Source organism: Brevundimonas aurantiaca (genome assembly GCF_014199955.1).
In the GTDB taxonomy this organism is placed as follows: domain Bacteria; phylum Pseudomonadota; class Alphaproteobacteria; order Caulobacterales; family Caulobacteraceae; genus Brevundimonas; species Brevundimonas aurantiaca.
In genome coordinates this window covers 38,230-55,095 of record NZ_JACHOQ010000003.1, presented here as the reverse complement: position 1 = coordinate 55,095, position 16,866 = coordinate 38,230, and the positions used below count along the sequence as shown (strand labels likewise).

The 16,866-nt window shown below is 68.1% G+C and carries 16 protein-coding genes; 9 read left to right on the top strand and 7 right to left on the bottom strand.

All coding sequences use genetic code 11. The features are described 5' to 3' along the window. The first annotated feature begins 133 nt into the window (after positions 1-133). Positions 134-397 carry a hypothetical protein gene (locus GGQ93_RS07760; protein WP_007390203.1) on the top strand — a complete coding sequence of 88 codons (264 nt, stop codon included), beginning with the start codon at positions 134-136 and terminating at the stop codon, positions 395-397. 3 nt (positions 398-400) lie between these two features. Here the strand turns inward: GGQ93_RS07760 and GGQ93_RS07755 are convergent, their stop codons facing one another. After that, complete coding sequence (locus tag GGQ93_RS07755; RefSeq protein WP_054764532.1) at positions 401-1,873, bottom strand: sensor histidine kinase; 1,473 nt, start codon at positions 1,871-1,873, stop codon at positions 401-403. Beyond that, positions 1,870-2,631, bottom strand: coding sequence for a TVP38/TMEM64 family protein (locus tag GGQ93_RS07750; protein WP_183216196.1), 762 nt, complete (start codon positions 2,629-2,631; stop codon positions 1,870-1,872). Before GGQ93_RS07750 ends, GGQ93_RS07755 begins: the two co-directional genes overlap by 4 nt. A gap of 126 nt (positions 2,632-2,757) precedes the next feature. On the opposite strand from GGQ93_RS07750, the gene rpmH reads away from it, so the two are divergent. The 4 genes from rpmH to yihA are packed head-to-tail and all read left to right on the top strand — an operon-like array spanning position 2,758 to position 5,785. Further along, positions 2,758-2,892 carry a 50S ribosomal protein L34 gene (rpmH, locus tag GGQ93_RS07745; RefSeq protein ID WP_003164000.1) on the top strand — a complete coding sequence of 45 codons (135 nt, stop codon included), beginning with the start codon at positions 2,758-2,760 and terminating at the stop codon, positions 2,890-2,892. Between the two features lie 30 nt (positions 2,893-2,922). Continuing rightward, positions 2,923-3,339, top strand: coding sequence for a ribonuclease P protein component (gene rnpA, locus GGQ93_RS07740; RefSeq protein WP_183216194.1), 417 nt, complete (start codon positions 2,923-2,925; stop codon positions 3,337-3,339). After that, positions 3,336-5,135: a membrane protein insertase YidC gene (gene yidC / locus GGQ93_RS07735; RefSeq protein ID WP_183216192.1), complete on the top strand. Its 1,800-nt coding sequence runs from the start codon at positions 3,336-3,338 to the stop codon at positions 5,133-5,135. Before rnpA ends, yidC begins: the two co-directional genes overlap by 4 nt. Beyond that, positions 5,132-5,785 (top strand): ribosome biogenesis GTP-binding protein YihA/YsxC, encoded by a 654-nt coding sequence (gene yihA / locus GGQ93_RS07730; protein ID WP_183216190.1) that lies wholly within the window; start codon positions 5,132-5,134, stop codon positions 5,783-5,785. The genes yidC and yihA overlap by 4 nt, the downstream gene beginning before the upstream one ends. A 9-nt stretch (positions 5,786-5,794) precedes the next feature. On the opposite strand, the gene hemW is transcribed toward yihA, so the two are convergent. Next, on the bottom strand, positions 5,795-6,967 hold the full coding sequence (hemW, locus tag GGQ93_RS07725; protein ID WP_183216188.1) for a radical SAM family heme chaperone HemW: 1,173 nt from the start codon (positions 6,965-6,967) through the stop codon (positions 5,795-5,797). After that, positions 6,960-7,577 (bottom strand): RdgB/HAM1 family non-canonical purine NTP pyrophosphatase, encoded by a 618-nt coding sequence (rdgB, locus tag GGQ93_RS07720; protein ID WP_183216186.1) that lies wholly within the window; start codon positions 7,575-7,577, stop codon positions 6,960-6,962. The genes hemW and rdgB overlap by 8 nt, the downstream gene beginning before the upstream one ends. A gap of 463 nt (positions 7,578-8,040) precedes the next feature. On the opposite strand from rdgB, the gene GGQ93_RS07715 reads away from it, so the two are divergent. Genes GGQ93_RS07715 through GGQ93_RS07705 form a run of 3 tightly spaced genes read left to right on the top strand, consistent with a single transcriptional unit; the run spans position 8,041 to position 9,523 of the window. After that, positions 8,041-8,652 carry a DUF2975 domain-containing protein gene (locus GGQ93_RS07715; protein WP_183216183.1) on the top strand — a complete coding sequence of 204 codons (612 nt, stop codon included), beginning with the start codon at positions 8,041-8,043 and terminating at the stop codon, positions 8,650-8,652. 23 nt (positions 8,653-8,675) lie between these two features. Further along, positions 8,676-8,915, top strand: a complete 240-nt coding sequence (locus tag GGQ93_RS07710) for a helix-turn-helix domain-containing protein (RefSeq protein WP_183216181.1) — start codon at positions 8,676-8,678, stop codon at positions 8,913-8,915. Next, positions 8,912-9,523, top strand: a complete 612-nt coding sequence (locus GGQ93_RS07705) for a Smr/MutS family protein (protein ID WP_183216179.1) — start codon at positions 8,912-8,914, stop codon at positions 9,521-9,523. Before GGQ93_RS07710 ends, GGQ93_RS07705 begins: the two co-directional genes overlap by 4 nt. A 403-nt stretch (positions 9,524-9,926) precedes the next feature. Here GGQ93_RS07705 and GGQ93_RS07700 read toward each other — a convergent pair whose 3' ends face one another. Both GGQ93_RS07700 and GGQ93_RS07695 read right to left on the bottom strand, forming a co-directional pair. Then, positions 9,927-10,568, bottom strand: coding sequence for a TetR/AcrR family transcriptional regulator (locus tag GGQ93_RS07700; RefSeq protein ID WP_054764542.1), 642 nt, complete (start codon positions 10,566-10,568; stop codon positions 9,927-9,929). Between the two features lie 203 nt (positions 10,569-10,771). Beyond that, positions 10,772-12,607, bottom strand: a complete 1,836-nt coding sequence (locus GGQ93_RS07695) for a cation:proton antiporter domain-containing protein (protein ID WP_183216177.1) — start codon at positions 12,605-12,607, stop codon at positions 10,772-10,774. A gap of 155 nt (positions 12,608-12,762) precedes the next feature. Here GGQ93_RS07695 and GGQ93_RS07690 point away from each other — a divergent pair, with 155 nt between their 5' ends. Then, positions 12,763-14,883: a M13 family metallopeptidase gene (locus GGQ93_RS07690; protein WP_183216175.1), complete on the top strand. Its 2,121-nt coding sequence runs from the start codon at positions 12,763-12,765 to the stop codon at positions 14,881-14,883. Between the two features lie 370 nt (positions 14,884-15,253). On the opposite strand, the gene hisS is transcribed toward GGQ93_RS07690, so the two are convergent. Beyond that, positions 15,254-16,741 (bottom strand): histidine--tRNA ligase, encoded by a 1,488-nt coding sequence (gene hisS / locus GGQ93_RS07685; protein WP_183216173.1) that lies wholly within the window; start codon positions 16,739-16,741, stop codon positions 15,254-15,256. Positions 16,742-16,866 lie beyond the last annotated feature (125 nt).

Below are 16,866 nucleotides of genomic sequence, written 5' to 3'. Positions count from 1 at the left end.
CCCTGTCGGCCAACCTTGGCCGTAAAGGGCGGTTGCGGCAACAACGCTGTCATGACGAAAAGGTGGCGCCCGGCCGCGCTTCGCGTCATGGTTCCCCTCTCCACTGACGCACAATCGACGCCGAGCCGCCTTCATGATCCTGAGCACCTCGTCCGGAGACTTCCCCATTCCCGCCGATGTGGCGCGTCAACTGCCCAACGTCCCGGCCCTGCCGGACCCGGCCGCCCCCAACGCCCGTCTGCAGATCGAGGACTTCCGCCATTGGCTGGACGCCTCGCCCGAACACGCCATCAGCTATGAACGCCTGCGTCGCTGGCACCTGGTGCAGGAAGAGCTGGCGGCCCAGGCCAAGGCCGCTGACCGACCCTTCGTCGTCACCGACGACGGGCTGGAATAGCTATCAGGCCGGCAGGCGCAGTTCGAACACCGCCCCGCCGCCGTCGCCGGGAACCAGTCTCAGATCGCCGCCATGCAGGGCCGCCAGTTCGCGCGATATGGTCAGGCCCAGGCCCGATCCGTCCGAACTCTTGGAGCTGACGAAGGGTTCGAACAGCCGTTCGGCCAGGCGCGGCGGAATGCCCGGCCCGTCGTCGGCGATGCGGATCACGCAGACCCCGTCCTGACCGAAGGCGCTGACCGTGACGGCGCCCTTGCCGCGCCGCTCGGGGGAGCGGCCCGGATCGGCCTCTATGGCCTGACGGGCGTTGCGCATCAGATTGACCAGGATGCGGTACAGCTGATCCGGATCGGCCTCGACCGCGAACCGGGCGGGCACCTGTTTGATCAGCCGCACCCCGTCGGGCTCCAGGCCGGCGTCCTCCGCCGCCAGGGTCAGGGCCTTGGTCAGGACCACGCGGGTCTTCTGGGGCGCGGGCTCCTCGCTGCGGCCGTATTCCAGCACATTGCGCGACAGGCTTGCGGCCCGGCTCAGCGCCCGCTCCAGCCGGGGCAGGGCCTTGGCCACCTGGGGGTCGGCCGAGGTCGCCAGGCGTTCGGACGCCATCTGGGCCGAGGTCAGCATGTTGCGCAGGTCGTGATTGATCTTGGCCACCGCCTCGCCCAGCGCCACCAGCCGGGCGCGCGAGCGCAGGGACTGACGGACCTCCTCCTGCATCCGGGCCAGTTCGCGCTCGACCCGGCCGATTTCATCGTGGCGGTCCGACGGCGGCTCGGCCGCGCTCTCCGGATCGGCGGCGAACCGCTCCATCGAGCGGGTGACGCGCTGGAGCGGCCGCAGCACCAGAAGCGCCAGACCGCCGTACAGCAGGGCGCCCGCCGTCAGGGACACCAGCAGGCTGACCAGCAGACTGTTCAGAAGGAAGGCCTTCAGCTCCAGTTTCAACGGCTGGGCCGGGGTGACGATCTCGATGAAGTCGCCCGAGCGATAGCGGGGCTTGGCCTGGACCCGCAGCGACCGGTCCGGATGGCCGAATAGGGTGCGCCAGGGGTCGGTCAGCCGCGCCCAGCTGTTCTGTTGACGCAGGTCGATCAGCTCCGGCGCGCGCGGCAGGTTGGGGGCCTGGAGCAGCAGCCGCCGCACCCCCTGTTCGGTCAGGGCCACGGCCTGGACCCCGCCGATCCGCATCAGCTCGGCGGCCGTGTCGTCCTCGACCGCGCTGTAGGGCAGGGCCTCCACCCCGACCGAGGCCAGTTCGGCGGCCTGGAGCCGGTCGCGCAGCCAGCGCTCGTGGAAGGCGGCCAGGTTCGGCCCCATGATCAGGGCCTCGACCGCCAGGGTGAAGGCGAAGGTCAGCAGCAGCAGCCGGGCCGACAGGCCGTCGGGCGCCCGGGGCCGCAGCCGTTCGCGCCAGGTCTCCGCCGTCTGGGGCGACAGCTTCAGCGCCGTCGCGAGCCGATCGAACAGGGGGATCATGCCGGGGCCGCCCCTCCCTGGCTTCGGGCGCGTCGGGCGCGGATCATCTGGACCAGTTTGATGCCGATCGGCAGCAGCAGGGACAGGAAGGCCACCCCCATCAGCGGCCAGAAGAACTGATGCAGCAGCATGGGCAGGTCCGGCCGCACCCCGGCCCGCAACAGATCGCCCAGCTGCGATCCGATCCAGGTGTAGATGAAGGTGGACGGCAGCAGGCCGATGAAGGTGGCGATCACATAGGGGCGCAGCGGCACCGCCATCATGCCCGCGGTGGCGTTGACCAGGACGAAGGGGACGCTGGGGATGACCCGCAGGGTGAACAGGGTGGTGAAGGCGTTGCGGTCGATCCCCTTGGCCAGCCGGTCCATGAAGCCGGCGTCCGCTTCAAACTTGGCGCGCAGCCAGGTTCCGATCGAGGTGCGATAGACCATATAGATCACGACCGAGCCCAGGGTCGCCCCGCTGGCCTGGGCCAGGGCGCCGACATAGGGGCCGAACATCATCCCGCCCAGCAGGGTCAGGAAGACCGGCCCCGGAATGGTGGAGGCGGTGGCGACGGCGTAGACGGCGATGAAGGCGACCAGGGCGGTCCACCAATGGGCCTGGGCGTAGGCCTGCAGGTTCAGCCCATGCTCGCGGATCAGGTCCATCGACAGATAGCGGTTCCAGCCCAGGGCGAAGAAGGCGGCCACCAGGCCGGCGATGACCGCCAGCGGGGTCAACCGCAGGGCCCAGTCCTTCGCCGTTCGTTTCGCCATACGCGCTTCAATCCCGAATTGCCGGTCGAGCGTTGACTCGCGCGACCATGCGACTTATACGCCCGCCCTTCCTGCGGCGGACGCCTTTCGCCCCGTCGCCCAACCTTTTAACGTCAGGAGCCGACCGTGAAGCGGACCTATCAGCCGTCGCGACTCGTGCGCAAGCGCCGTCACGGCTTCCGCAGCCGGATGGCCACCAAGAACGGCCAGAAGATCGTTGCGCGCCGTCGCGCCAAGGGCCGCAAGCGCCTGACGGCGTAAGCGGCTCTCGCGTCCGAAAGCCAAGGACGCATGAGCGACCCTTTACAGATCAAACGTCTGTTGCGGCGGCCCCAGTTTCTGGCGGCCGCCAAAGGCGTTTCCGAAGCGCGCGGCGGGGTGGTGATCCAGAGGCTGGAGCGCGGCGACGGTTCGCCGCACATCGGCCTGGGCTTCACCGCCACGCGCAAGATCGGCGGGGCGGTGGTCAGGAACCGCGCCAAACGCCGTCTGCGCGAGGCCGCGCGGGCCATGCTGCCCCAACATGGCGTGCCCGGAAGCGACTATGTCTTCATCGCCCGCATGGGCACGACCGAGCGGGCGTGGGACCGTCTGCTTGACGATGTGAAATCGACGCTTACAAGGCTGGCGACACCGAGAAACGATCGGGGGGCCGACCGGCCTTCGCCCGCCCCCGCCCCCTCCGGCCAGGACCGCCCGAATCCATGAAAAACGAGAACTCGCGCAACACGATCCTCTTCATCGTGTGCTCGGCCCTGATCCTGGGGGTCTATTGGTTCGCCGTGCTGCGGCCCCAGGCCGAGCGCCGCGCCGTCCAGCAGCAGGCCCAGGCCGAACAGTCTCAGACGGCCAGGAACGCCGCTCGCACGGCGCTGAGCCCCCAGGGGCCGGTCTTCGTCACCGATCGTCGCCAGGCGCTGAGCACCGCCGCTCGCGTGCCGATCCAGTCCGGCACCCTGAAGGGCTCGCTGTCGCTCCAGGGCGGGCGGATCGACGACCTGTTCCTGACCGACTACAAGGAGGTCCAGGACAAGCCTGAGCCGGTCGAACTGTTCCGCCCCCAGGGGATGCAGAACGCCTATTTCGCCCAGTTCGGCTGGACCGGCCCCAATGTGGCCGGCGGCGTGCCTGGGCCCAACACCGTCTGGCGCCTGACCGCCGGTTCGACCCTGACCCCCACCTCGCCGATCACCCTGACCTGGGACAACGGCCAGGGTCTGCGCTTCACCCGCGTGGTCTCGGTCGATGACCGCTATGTCTTCTCGATCAAGGACACGGTCCAGAACCTGGGAACCCAGGCCATCACCATCGCCCCCTACGGCAGCGTCCAGCGCCAGGGCGTCCCGCCCCTGGCCGGTTCGTCCCACATCGTCCACGAAGGCGCCATCGGCGCCTTCGGCAAGCCGGGCGAGTACCGGACCGAGCAGAAGAAGTACAAGGACTGGCTGAAGGAGCCGCGGATCGAGAACGCCTCGATCGGCGGCTGGCTGGGCATCACCGACAAATACTGGCTGGCGGCCCTGCTGCCGCAGCAGGACGAGGCGGTCGAAACCGAATTCCGGGTCCGCGAGGTTCCGGGCGGCCAGCCGCAGCTGGAAGCCAACGTCCTGGGCGCGACCCGCACCATCCAGCCCGGCGGAACCGCCACCGAGACCCAGCGCCTGTTCGCCGGGGTCAAGCGGGCCGAGGTGCTGAAGACCTATGAGACCAACCTGAACCTGCCGCGCTTCGTCTATGCGATCGACTGGGGCATGTTCTGGTTCCTGACGCGCCCGATCTTCTGGATTTTGGAGAATGTCTACGGCCTGGTCGGCAGCTTCGGCGTCGCCATCCTGGCCCTGACCGTCATCGTCAAACTGGTGATGTTCCCCCTGGCCAACAACGCCTACGCCTCGATGTCCAAGATGCGGAACCTCCAGCCCAAGATGGAGGAGATCAAGAAGAAGTTCAAAGACGATCCGCAGAAGCAGCAACAGGAGACCATGGCCCTGTACCAGAAGGAGAAGATCAATCCGGTCGCCGGCTGTCTTCCGCTTCTGCTCCAGATCCCGGTCTTCTACGCCCTGTACAAGGTGCTGACGGTCACCATCGAAATGCGCCACCAGCCCTTCCTGGGCTTCATCCACGACCTGTCGGCCCGTGACCCCTCTGTGGTGTGGAACCTGTTCGGCCTGATCCCCTGGGATCCGGCGACCCTGCCCCTGCTGGGCGGCCTGTTGGTCGGGCCTCTGGGCATCGGCCTGCTGGCGGTCGCCTATGGTCTCACCATGTGGCTGCAGACGGCGATGAACCCGCCGGCGGCCGATCCGGTCCAGCGCCAGATCTTCCAGTTCATGCCCCTGGTCTTCACCTTCATCATGGCGCCCTTTGCGGCGGGCCTGCTGGTCTATTGGGCCTGGTCCAACATCCTGACCATCCTGCAGCAGTACGTCATCATGCACCGCTACAAGGCCGAGAATCCGATCGACGACTTCATCGCCCGTTTCAAGAAAAAGCCCGCGTGATCGAGGAAACCGAGTTCAGCCCCGAAGAGATCGAGGCCGCACGGATTCTGTTCGCGCGGCCGGCGACCTTCGTCATGGGGGCCGCCAAGATCGAGCAACTGCCCGATCCCGACCTGCCGGAGATCGCCTTTGCGGGCCGCTCCAACGTCGGCAAGTCCAGCCTGATCAACGGCCTGGTCGGCATGCACAAGCTCGCCAGAGCCTCCAACGAGCCGGGCCGCACGCGCGAGGTCAACTTCTTTGATCTGGACGGCCGGCTGCGCCTGGTCGACCTGCCCGGCTACGGCTGGGCCAAGGCGTCCAAGACCACGGTCAAGAAGTTCCAGGACCTGGGGCGCGACTATCTGCGCGGCCGGGTGACGCTGAAGCGGGTCTATCTGCTGATCGACAGCCGCCACGGCCTGAAGTCGGTGGATACGGAGGCGCTGGACGCCCTGGATCTCGCCGCCGTCTCCTATCAGATCGTCCTGACCAAGGCCGACAAGCTGAAGAAGGGCGAGGGCGAGCGGATGCAGGAGGCCACGCTGAAGGCCATTTCCAAACGCCCCGCCGCCTTCCCCGTGGTGGCCCTGACCTCCTCCGAAAAGGGGCTGGGCCTGCCTGAGCTGCGGGCTGAGATCATGCGCACCACCGGCGCGACCCTGGGCTGAGGCGCGGCGTCAGGTCAGCAGGGCCTTCAGCACTCCGTCCAGCACCGGCCGCCCGCGCGGGGTGGCGACCAGCCGCCCGCCCGTGACCGTCAGAAAGCCGTCGGCGATCAGGTCCGCGGTCGGTTCCGCCTCGGGCGACAGGCCCAGGTCCCCCAATACGCCGACCGGCGCCCCCTCCACCGTCCTCAACCCCAGCAGCAGCCGCTCCTCCGCCGCCCCGGCGGCGTCCAGCCGTTCGACCTCGGCCCAGGGGGCGCCCGCCTGCACCCCTGCCGCATAGTCGCCGATGCGGCGATGGGCGACGGTTGCGGTGCGAACGCCGTCCAGGGTCAGTCGCCCATGCGCCCCCGGCCCCAGGCCCAGATAGTCCCCGCCGCGCCAGACATGCAGATTATGGGCCGACCGGGCCGCCACGCCCCGCGCATGGTTGGACACCTCATAGGCGTCGAAACCGGCGGCCTCCAGCACCGACTGGGTGGTCTCGTACAGGGCCGCAGCCTGGTCCTCGTCCGGCGGGACCAGGGTTCCGCGCGCCAGGGCCCGGCCGAAGGCCGTCGTCGGCTCGAGCGTCAGCTGATAGGGCGAGACATGCTCGAACCCCATGTCCAGGGCCGCGCCCAGCTCCGTCGCCCAGTCGGCGGGCGTCTGGCCCGGCCGGGCGTAGATCAGGTCGATGGACAGCCGCTGAAAGGCGCGTCCGGCCAGGGCGACCGCGCGGCGCGCCTCGGCCGCCGAATGGTCGCGCCCCAGAAACCGCAGGGCGGCGTCGTCCAGGGCCTGCACCCCCATGGACAGCCGATTGATCCCGGCCTGGGCCAGGGCGTCGAACCGGGCCGCCTCCGCATCGGTCGGATTGGCCTCCAGCGAAATCTCGATCGGTCCTGACGGCGGGAACAGGTCGCGGGCCTGGTCGATGATCCGCGCCACCGCCTCCGGCGCCATCAGCGACGGGGTGCCCCCGCCGAAGAAGACCGAGGCCAGCCGGCGCGGCCCGGTCAGGGCGCGCTGGGCCCGCAGATCGGCCAGGATCGCCTCGACCAGCCGCCCCTGTTCCTCGACCCGCCCCCGGTCGCGCACCACGTTGAAGTCGCAATAGGGGCAGATGCGCGCACAATAGGGCCAGTGGACATAGAGTCCGACGTCCGTTCCCGGATCGACCCAGGTCTGGGCGGGCTCAGTCAATCAGGGCGGCTCTCAGCTTGGCGAAGGCGCGGGTGCGGTGGCTGATCGCCTCCTTGGCCGCAGGCTCCATCTCCCCGAAGGTCAGGCCGCTTGCGTCATCAGGCGCCTCGTCCGGAATGAAGATCGGATCATAGCCGAAGCCCCGGTCGCCGCGCGGCGGAAAGGTCAGCCGACCCCGCACCACCCCCTCGACCACCACGCTGGGCCCGTCCGGCCAGGCGACGGCCAGGGCCGAGGTGAACCAGGCGCTCATGTCCGCAGCCTCGATCTCCTCCAGCCGCGCCTCCACCTTCTTCATGGCCACGGCGAAATCCTTGCCCGGACCGGCCCAGCGGGCGGAATAGATGCCCGGCGCCCCGTCCAGGGCCGCGACCGACAGGCCCGAATCGTCGGCCAAGGCGACCTCGCCCGACCGATCGGCCGCATGGCGCGCCTTCAGCAGGGCGTTGCCGGCGAAGGTGGTCTCGGTCTCCTCGGGTTCAGGCAGATTCAGCTGCCCCGCCGTGAGGATCTCGTAATCTTCGCCCAGCAGAGCGGCGATCTCGGGAACCTTGCCTGGATTGTGGGTGGCGAGGACGATACGCATCCCCTTGAAAAGCTTGAGACTCATTGCCGATCACGGTCCTGAAACAGTCTATTGCCAAAGTTTAATATCGTTAAACGATATGTAACGTGATTTTCCGCAGGACACGGCCTATCTATTGATCGTCAGGAACGGGGCCGCAACGTTCAAGACGCCGGGCATAACCGGAAGGATCATGCGGAAAAAACTTAAAATGGGCGATGATCGCCCAACAGGAAAAACGGAGACACATTATGCATACGATGAACCTCTCGCTGCTGCTGGACAAGGTCGGCGCCGCCTTCGTCAACACGGTTCTGATCGCCGCCCTGCCGACCGCCCTGGTCGCCATCCTGGTCCAAGCCTTCTGATCGACCTCAAGTCCAGTCCTTATCGATCACGAGAGCTTTGACGACCTTGACGAAGATCGCGATGTATAGGGCTGCGTGCGGGTTCGCCGGACCCCGCGCAGCCGCCGCGTCCTTCCTTCCGGCCTGAGCACCGACCGACCATGCGCCTGCCCCTGCCCCATCTGCTGAAGCGAGGCGAGGGGCGCACGCCGCAGCGGTGGGCCCCGATCACCGCCCCGTTTCGCGCCCTGGGACCGGGTTCGGTCTCCAGCGTGCTGAAGGTGGCCCTGGACGTGGCCTATGTCCTGCTCTGGCTGGTCACCGGCCTTCTTCTTCTGCTGCTGATCGCGGCCGTCTTCATCCCGCTGGACAATGTGAACATCACCGTCAGCGGCGAGACCGGCGGCCGCCAACTGCCCCTGACCCGGCTGCTTCTGCTGTTCGGCCTGGGGGCGGCCACCGCCTATTTCGGCGGCTTCATGCTGATTCTGCGCAGCCTGCGCCTCATCTTCCGTACTCTGATCATGGGCGACCCCTTTCATCCGGCCAATGTGCGTCGCCTGCGCCAGATCGGCCTGATCCTGGCCCTGGTCACCGGCGGGGTCTGGCTGGCCCAGGGCTTCGTCGCCGCCCGCCTGGCGCCCGGCGTCATGGACCCGCAAGGGCTGGGCGAACTGCTGACCCCGGTGTTTTCCGTCCTGATCGTCTTCGTCCTTGCGGAGGTCTTTCGCGAGGGCGCGCGGCTGCGCCGCGAATCCGAACTGACGATCTGAACCGTTTCCGCTAGGATTTCCTCATGGCCATCCGCGTCCAGCTTGATCGCGTCCTTGTCGAACGCCGCATGTCGCTGACCGAGCTGGCCGACCGGGTGGGGGTCACGGTGGCCAATCTGTCGGTCCTGAAGACGGGCAAGGCGCGGGCGGTGCGGTTTTCGAGCCTGGACGCCCTGTGCCGTGAACTGAACTGCCAGCCGGGCGATCTCCTCGCCCATGAACCCGGTCCCGCCGACCCTATCGAGGACGACGAAGCGGCATGAGGCGCAAGGGTTCCGGCCGGGACGAGAACGGCCTGACGCCCGAGGACCGTCGCATCTGGAACCGCATCACCGGCACGGTCTCGCCGCCCCGAACGCGCAAGGCCGCGCGGGTCACGCCCGGCGCCGAGGCGCCGGCCCATCTGATCGCCCCGATCCCGGACCGCCCTCTGTCGCGCGCGGAAAAGCCGCCGGCCAAGACCGCTCCGGCGCGGTTCGCCCGCACCGAACCGACGTCCGAGCCGCGCCCCCCCGTTCGCCCCACGCCCTCTCGCCTCCGGCCCGCGCCTGAGGATCTGGAGCCCCGCCGCAAACAGCGGCTGTCGCGCGAGCGCGATCCGATCGAGGCCCGGATCGACCTGCACGGCTTCGGCCGGTTCGAGGCCGAGGACCAGCTTCGGGCCTTCCTGACCGGCTGCCAGGCGCGGGGCCTGCGGGCGGTCCTGGTCATCACCGGCCAGGGGCGGCTGGGCGGCGGGGTCATCCGCGCCTCCTTCGCCGAATGGATGCAGTCGCCGGCCCTGCGCGGCGTGGTCTCGGGCTTCACCTCGGCCCATCGGCGCCACGGCGGCGACGGCGCCTTCTACGTCACCCTGAAACGCCGCGACTGAGGCCGATCCTCGCAAGTTCAAAGACAAGGTCCTGACTTTTCAAGGGGCAGGCGCTCACGTGCGGCTTCGACCCGGCGCCTCTCGAAACCGTGTTAGGCTTGCGGCCCGGTCTTTGACATTGTGCGGCTCTGAACGTCTCTCCGCCTCCCGCCCGCCGGACGCCGATCGGACTGTCCGACACGATGCGCCAAAAATCCACTTTTAAAACAAAGGGCGTCGGACACATCGGACACATCGGACAGTCTTTTTCGATGTCCGAAACCCCGATCACGGCGTCGGACCGATGGGACTCATCGGACTGTTTTTTCACGGTCCGATGCGAGGCCCGGCCCCAGACGGACGAAGGCCCGCCGGCGACGGGCGCGGGCGGGCCTGAAGGGCGCTCTGACAAGGTAAAGGCGGCCTATTTGGCCGACAGGGCCCCGGCCAGGATGACGTCGATCTGCTTGCCCATATGGTCCGACAGGGCGGCTGCGTCCCATTCGTCATAGGCGGCGCGGCGATAGTTGGACAGATAGGCGTCCCAGATCAGCTCGACCAACAGGCGCAGATCGGCGTCCTGGCGCAGCTCGCCCTTGGCGACCGCCTCCTGAAGAATATCGCCGATGGTCAGCAGCAGCTTCTTGGTCGCGGCCCGGGCGCGCATCTCGGCCGCCAGGGGCTGGAACCAGGATCGGGCGACGATGGCCTGGAACAGGGGCAGATGCTCCAGCGACGAATGATAGCCGGCGCTCAGCGCGCCCAGTAGACGCTGGCGGACCGGCTCGCCCTCGGGCGCCCCGGCCTCGACCACCTCGGCCAGGCGCGACATGTCCTCGGTCAGGACCGCCTCGAACAGCTCGGCCTTGTCCTGGAAGTTGGCGAAGACCGCGCCGGTCGACATGCCCGCGCCCTTGGCGATGTCGCGGATGGTGGCGGGTTCATAGCCCCGCTCAGCGAACAGGGAGCGGGCGGCGTCCAAAACCTTCTGGCGGGTCCGCACCTTGGCCGCCTGACGACGGTTCAGGCGGGGCGCAGCTTCGGTCGATAGGGCGGATTCGGTCATGAAATCAGGTTGAACTCTACGCGATTTCGGATGCGCCTAGGCGGTCCGAGTTGACTTTGGGTGAAGCGCCTTGAGCTGACGAGAGAGGCGTTGCCGCCCGGACCTCGTCATCGGCGCGATACTGAGGAACGGCTTGCATCACGGAACCATGACGAAAATGGGTCGGCCGATTTTTCTCCTGTGAGGCGAGAAAATATTCAAGGTTAACTTTCAAGCTTGGCTGTATTGATTTGGGACATTCTCAACGCGCGGGTGGTTCTACTGCGTCCTCCTGCGGGCATGGCGGCCTGGAAGGCTTTGCGGAATTGTTCGCGCTTCTCATGGATGGAGACCAGGACGCGGCCCATGGGCACGCCCAGATCGACCAGGGTGTTCTCAGCCAGCTGCAAACTGGCCTCGGTCGTCTCCGGCACGGCGTCCGTAACCCCCAGGGCGTAAAGGCGCGCCGCATGCTGATCGTCGCGCGCTCGGGCGATCAGGATCAGATCCTCGCGCAGGGCGCGGGCCGCCGTCACCACCTCATCGACCTTGCCCGGCGCGTCCATGGTGACGATCAGGGCGCGGGTGGTCTGAACCCCGCAATGGGACAGCATCTCGGGCCGACCGGCGTCGCCGTAGAAGACGTCGAACCCGTCCCGACGCCCCGCCGCCACGGCCGCGGCGTCCGTGTCCAGGGCGATGAAGGGCTGGTCGTGCGCCTTCAGCAATTCGCCGATCAGGCGGCCGACGCGGCCGAAGCCGACGACGATCACCGCCCCGTCCGCCTGTTCCGGCGGCGCGGCGCCCTCGGGCGTGGTCGGGCGGTCGGGGGCCTTGGTGCGCGACAGCCTCTGGCCCAGCAGGGCCAGAAGCGGGATGGAGAAGATGCTCAGGGTCGCCGACAGGGCCACTGTGCTGGTCAGGGCGGGCGGGGCGATCCCCTCCACCATGCCGGTGGCGAAGACGACGAAGGCGAACTCGCCCGCCGGCGCCAGCACCAGGGCCGTCTCCAGGGCGGGCCGGGCGCCCATGCCCCACAGCCGGGCCAGGGCGAAGATGACGCCGGTCTTGACCACTGTGACGGCCAGGGCCAGGCCGAACAGCAGGACCGGATCGGCCGCCACCGCGCCCAGGTCCAGCCCCAGCCCAACCCCGACGAAGAAGACCCCCAGCAACAGGCCCTTGAAGGGTTCGATCGACACCTCGACCTCGCGCCGGAACTCGGTCTCGGCCAGCAGCACCCCGGCGACCAGGGCGCCGATGCTCATCGACAGGCCGACCGACTGGGCCGCCAGGCCGGCGCCCACCACCACCAGCAGGCTGGCGGCGACGAACAGCTCCCCGCCCTGGGCCGCCTTGCGCGCCCGCGCCACCGACCGGAACATGGGCCGCAGCACCACCCGGCCCAGCAGCACCAGAAGGCCCAGGCCCATCGCCGCCGGGACCAGGGTGAACAGGGCGCGGCCCAGGACGGCGGGGTCCAGCGTTCCCCCGCCCTGGGCCAGGGCCGCCATCACGCTGACGGTGATCAGAATGGGGGCCACGGCCAGGTCCTGAGCCAGCAGGACGGCGAAGGTGGATCGGCCGACACTGGTCTTCAACCGTCCGCCCTCGGCCAGAACCGGCATCACCACCGCCGTCGATGACAGGGCCAGGCCCATGCCCAGGACGGCCGCGCTGACCAGGCTTTGGCCGAGCAGCATGAACAGGCCCGCCAGCACCAGGGTGCAGGCCGCCACCTGCATCAGCCCCAGGCCGAACACCAGCCGTCGCAGGGCCCGCAGCCGTTCCCACGACAGCTCCAGCCCGATCATGAACAGCAGGAAGGCGACTCCCAGCTCCGACAGCTGGGCCAGCTGGCCGGGGTCGCTGATGGTGAAATAGGACAGCCAGGGCAGCCGGTCGGCGAAGCGCGCCAGGCCGTCGGGGCCCAGCACCACCCCTGCGGCCAGGAAACCCAGGACGGGGCTGATCTTCAGACGATTGACCAGGGGCACCATGACCCCGGCGGCCGCCAGAAACACCACCAGATCCTTATAGTCGCCGCCGTGCGTCTGCATTCGCCCTCCGAGCTCTGCCGGCATGTGACCCGGAACCGGCGCCTGTGGCGAGAGGTCGCGGCGCTTTCATGAACTTTTTTTAAGGCGACAGGCCCCGCGTCGGGTCTAGGGTCCGCTCCGACCCGCCCGTGGGGGGTGGAACCGAGGATAGAGTGATGAAAAGACTGCTTATCGGGGCCGCGGTCGGCGCCCTTCTGCTGCCGGCCGCCGCCCTGGCCCAGGACGTCGATCACGACCACGCCTGCCTGGACGAAACCTGCTCCGTCGTCTCGCTCTTCTCGGGCGAAGAGACCGCGGCGGGCTGGCAGGGAACCCAGGCGCCCAAGTACGGGACCTGGGGCTTCGACATGGCCGGCCGCGACACCTCGGTGAAGCCGGGCGACGACTTCTTCCGCTACGCCAACGGCGCGGCCGTCGACAAACTAGTCATCCCCTCGGACCGCACCAGCTACGGCTCCTTCGCCCTGCTGCGCGAACTGTCCGACAACCGGATGAAGGAACTGGTGCTGGGTCTGGCCGCGCGCACCGATCTGACGCCCGGCTCCGACGAGGCCAAGGTGGCCGACGCCTATCGCTCCTACATCGACGAAGCCCGGATCGAGCAACTCGACGCCCAGCCGCTGCAACCCTATCTGGCCGCCATCCGCGCCGCCGACAGTCATGAGAAGATGGCCGTCTACATGGGCCAGACGGTCGGCCGTTTCGGCGGCTCCTTCTTCGGCAGCGGCATCACCATCGACGCCAAACAGCCGACGCGCTACGTCGTCTCCACCGGTCAGTCGGGCATCGGCCTGCCGAACCGCGACTATTATCTGGACGCCCGCTACGCCGACAAGAAAGAGAAGTACCAGGCCTATGTCGCCGACATGCTGGGCATGATCGGCTGGGCCAATCCGACCGAGACCGCCGCCCAGATCGTCGCCCTGGAGACCAAGATCGCCGAGGCCCACTGGAGCCCGGTCGAGAACCGCAACCGCGACCGCACCTACAACGAATACACCATCGCTCGCTTGGCTGAAGACGCGCCGGGCTTCGCCTGGCAGTCCTATTTCGACGCGGCCAAGCTGGGCGGCGTTCCGCGCCTGATCGTGCGTCAGGACACGGCCATGCCCAAGATCGCGGCCATCTACGCCGAGACGCCGGTCGAACTGCTCCAGGCCTGGGAAGCCTTCCACACCGCCGACGACATGGCGCCCCTGCTGTCCAAGCGGTTCTCGGACGCCCAGTGGGGCTTCCGCGCCCGCGACCTGTCGGGCCAGCCCGAGCAGCGCACCCGCGAGAAGCGGGCCATCTCCTTCGCCGAGGGTTCGCTGGGCGAGGCGACGGGCCGGCTCTATGTCGCCCAGTACTTCCCGGCCGAATCCAAGGCCAAGATGGAAGAGCTGGTCGCCAATCTGCGCACGGCCCTGTCGCACCGGATCGACAACCTGACCTGGATGGGCGACGAGACCAAGGCGGCCGCGCAGGAGAAGCTGCGCAAATTCACCGTCAAGATCGGCTATCCCGACAAGTGGCGCGACTATTCGGGTCTCGAGATCCGCGCCGACGACCTGGTCGGCAACGCCGAGCGTCGCGGCCTGTTCGAATGGAACTACGATCTGGCCCGCCTGGACGAGCCGGTCGACAAGTCCGAGTGGGGCATGACCCCCCAGACGGTCAACGCCTACTATAACTCGGCCAATAACGAGATCGTCTTCCCGGCCGCCATCCTGCAGCCGCCCTTCTTCGATCCGAACGGCGATCCGGCGGTCAACTACGGCGGCATCGGCGGGGTGATCGGCCACGAGATCGGCCACGGCTTCGACGACCAGGGCTCCAAGTCCGACGGCGACGGCGTGCTGCGCAACTGGTGGACGGCCGAGGACAAGGCCAATTTCGAAGCCCTGACCGCCCGTCTGGGCGCCCAGTACGCCACCTATGAGCCGATCGCCGGCTATAAGATCAATCCGGGCCTGACGATGGGCGAGAACATCGGCGACGCCTCGGGCGTGGCCGTGGGTCTTGAAGCCTATCACCTGTCGCTGAACGGCCAGCCGGCCCCGGTGCTGGACGGCACGACCGGCGACCAGCGCTTCTTCTACGGCTGGGCCCAGGTCTGGCAGTCGAAATATCGCGACGAGGCCCTGAAGCAGCAGGTCGCCACCGATCCCCACTCGGCCGCCCAGTTCCGGGTCATCGGCCCGCTGCGCAACGTCGACGCCTGGTACGACGCCTTCGACGTCCAGCCGGGGACGAAATACTATCTGACGCCGGAAGAGCGCGTCCGCATCTGGTAGGTCGCCGGATCGCAAAACGGGAAAAGGCTGGGGTTCGCCCCGGCCTTTTTTCATGAGCCCTTGGACACATCAGACTGAAAATTGGTCGATGGCCGCGACAGTTTCTGCAAATTTTCGATGTCGGCCTGGACTCCAGACGCGAAAAAGCCCGCTGCGGGGGATACATCGCAGCGGGCTTTCGCGCTCTTTAAAGAGCGGACGTTTCCTCCCCGAAACGCCTTCGAGTGCTGCGCGCTTGAGCAACGCTTGCCCTCGAGTGAGTTCATTTGACGCAACCCCGCCGAGGTCGTCAACGGGCTTCTGGGACGGAATCGAACTTTCTTCGACTTATCGTCGATAACTCACCCTGCTCAGAGTTATTTATCGAAGCTTATTCGATAATGGCTCGAAGGGCGCCGACCAGTGCCGTTCGGGCGACACGCATCTGCCCCGGCCGTTGCGCCTTCCAGGCGTCATTGTCGGCGATGGCGGCGGCGGCGGCGCGCCCGGCGTCCAGGTCCTTGATCGTGACCTCGCCGGCGGCGATCTCGTCCCCGCCCAGGATGACGACCGCAGGCGATCCGCGGCGGTCGGCGTATTTCATCTGGGCCTTCATCCCGGCCCGTCCCAGATAGAGTTCGGCCGCGATCCCCGCGCCGCGCAGTTCGGCGACGGCCGTCAGATAGTGGGCCATGTCCTCTTCGGAGAAGACGATGACCACGACCGGCCCGCGCACGGCGTCCTCCGCGCCGCGTCCGGCCGCGCGCAGGGCGGAGGCGAGGCGCGAGACCCCGAAGGAGAAGCCGGTCGCCGGGGTGCTCTGGCCGGTGAAGCGCGCGACCAGGTCGTCATAGCGGCCGCCGCCGCCGATGGAGCCGAATCGCACCGGCCGCCCCTTGTCGTCGGTCGTCTCCAGCAACAGCTCCGCCTCGAAGACGGCGCCGGTGTAATACTCAAGGCCCCGCACGATGGTGGGGTCGAACTTCACGGCGTTCTGGCCCACCGACATGGCGTTCAGCGCCCGGTCGATCGCCGCCAGTTCGCTCAGCGCCGCATCGCCCGCCGCCCCCAGGTCGCCGGACCGGGCTACGGCCTCCAAGGTCGCCGCCCGGGACAGGCCGGGCGTGTTGGCGGACGCCAGAAAGGCCTCGATTGCGCCCGTGACCTTTGCGGGCAGCCGCGCGCCCTTGGTGTAGTCGCCGGACTCGTCCAGTCGCCCTTCGCCCAGCAGCTGGACCACGCCTTCCCAGCCCAGCCGGTCGAACTTGTCGATGGCGCGCAGGGCCGTCAGCCTCTGGCCGGCCTCGGTCACCCCCCCCGCATCGAACAGGCCGTCGAACAGTTTTCGGTTCGAGACGCGGATCTGGGCCTGGCCCGCGTCCAGGCCGGCGGCGCCCAGGCCTTCGCAGGCCATGGCGATGATCTCGGCGTCGGCCTCGGGCCGGTCCGAGCCGACGGTGTCGGCGTCGCACTGCCAGAACTCGCGGAACCGGCCCGGACCCGGCTTTTCGTTTCGCCACACCGGCCCATAGGCGTAGCGGCGGAACGGCTTGGGCAGGGTCTCCCAGGTCTGGGCGGCGAACCGGGCCAGGGGGGCGGTGTGGTCGTAACGCAGGGCCATCCATTCGCCCGGCTCGTCCGAACCCGCATCGTCCTGAAGGGCGAACACCCCCTCATTGGGCCGGTCGGCGTCAGGCAGGAACTTGCCCAGGGCGTCGGCGTATTCGAAGGCCGGCGTCTCCAGCGGCTCGAAGCCCCAGCGCTCATAGACTTCCGACACGCGCGCCACGATGCGGCGTTCGGCGGTCAGGTCGCGGCCGCGCTTGTCGGCGAAGCCGCGTGGATTGCGGGCGAGGGGGCGAGGAGGGGCGTCGGTCATGCCGGGCGCTTAAGCCAAGGGGCGGCGCGGCGCAAATGCTCCGGCGCCGAGTGGCGGCGCCGTCTTTGCCTCAGCCTGTGCAATATACTGACCTTAAAGGAAAAACGCCTACACAGACGGAACAG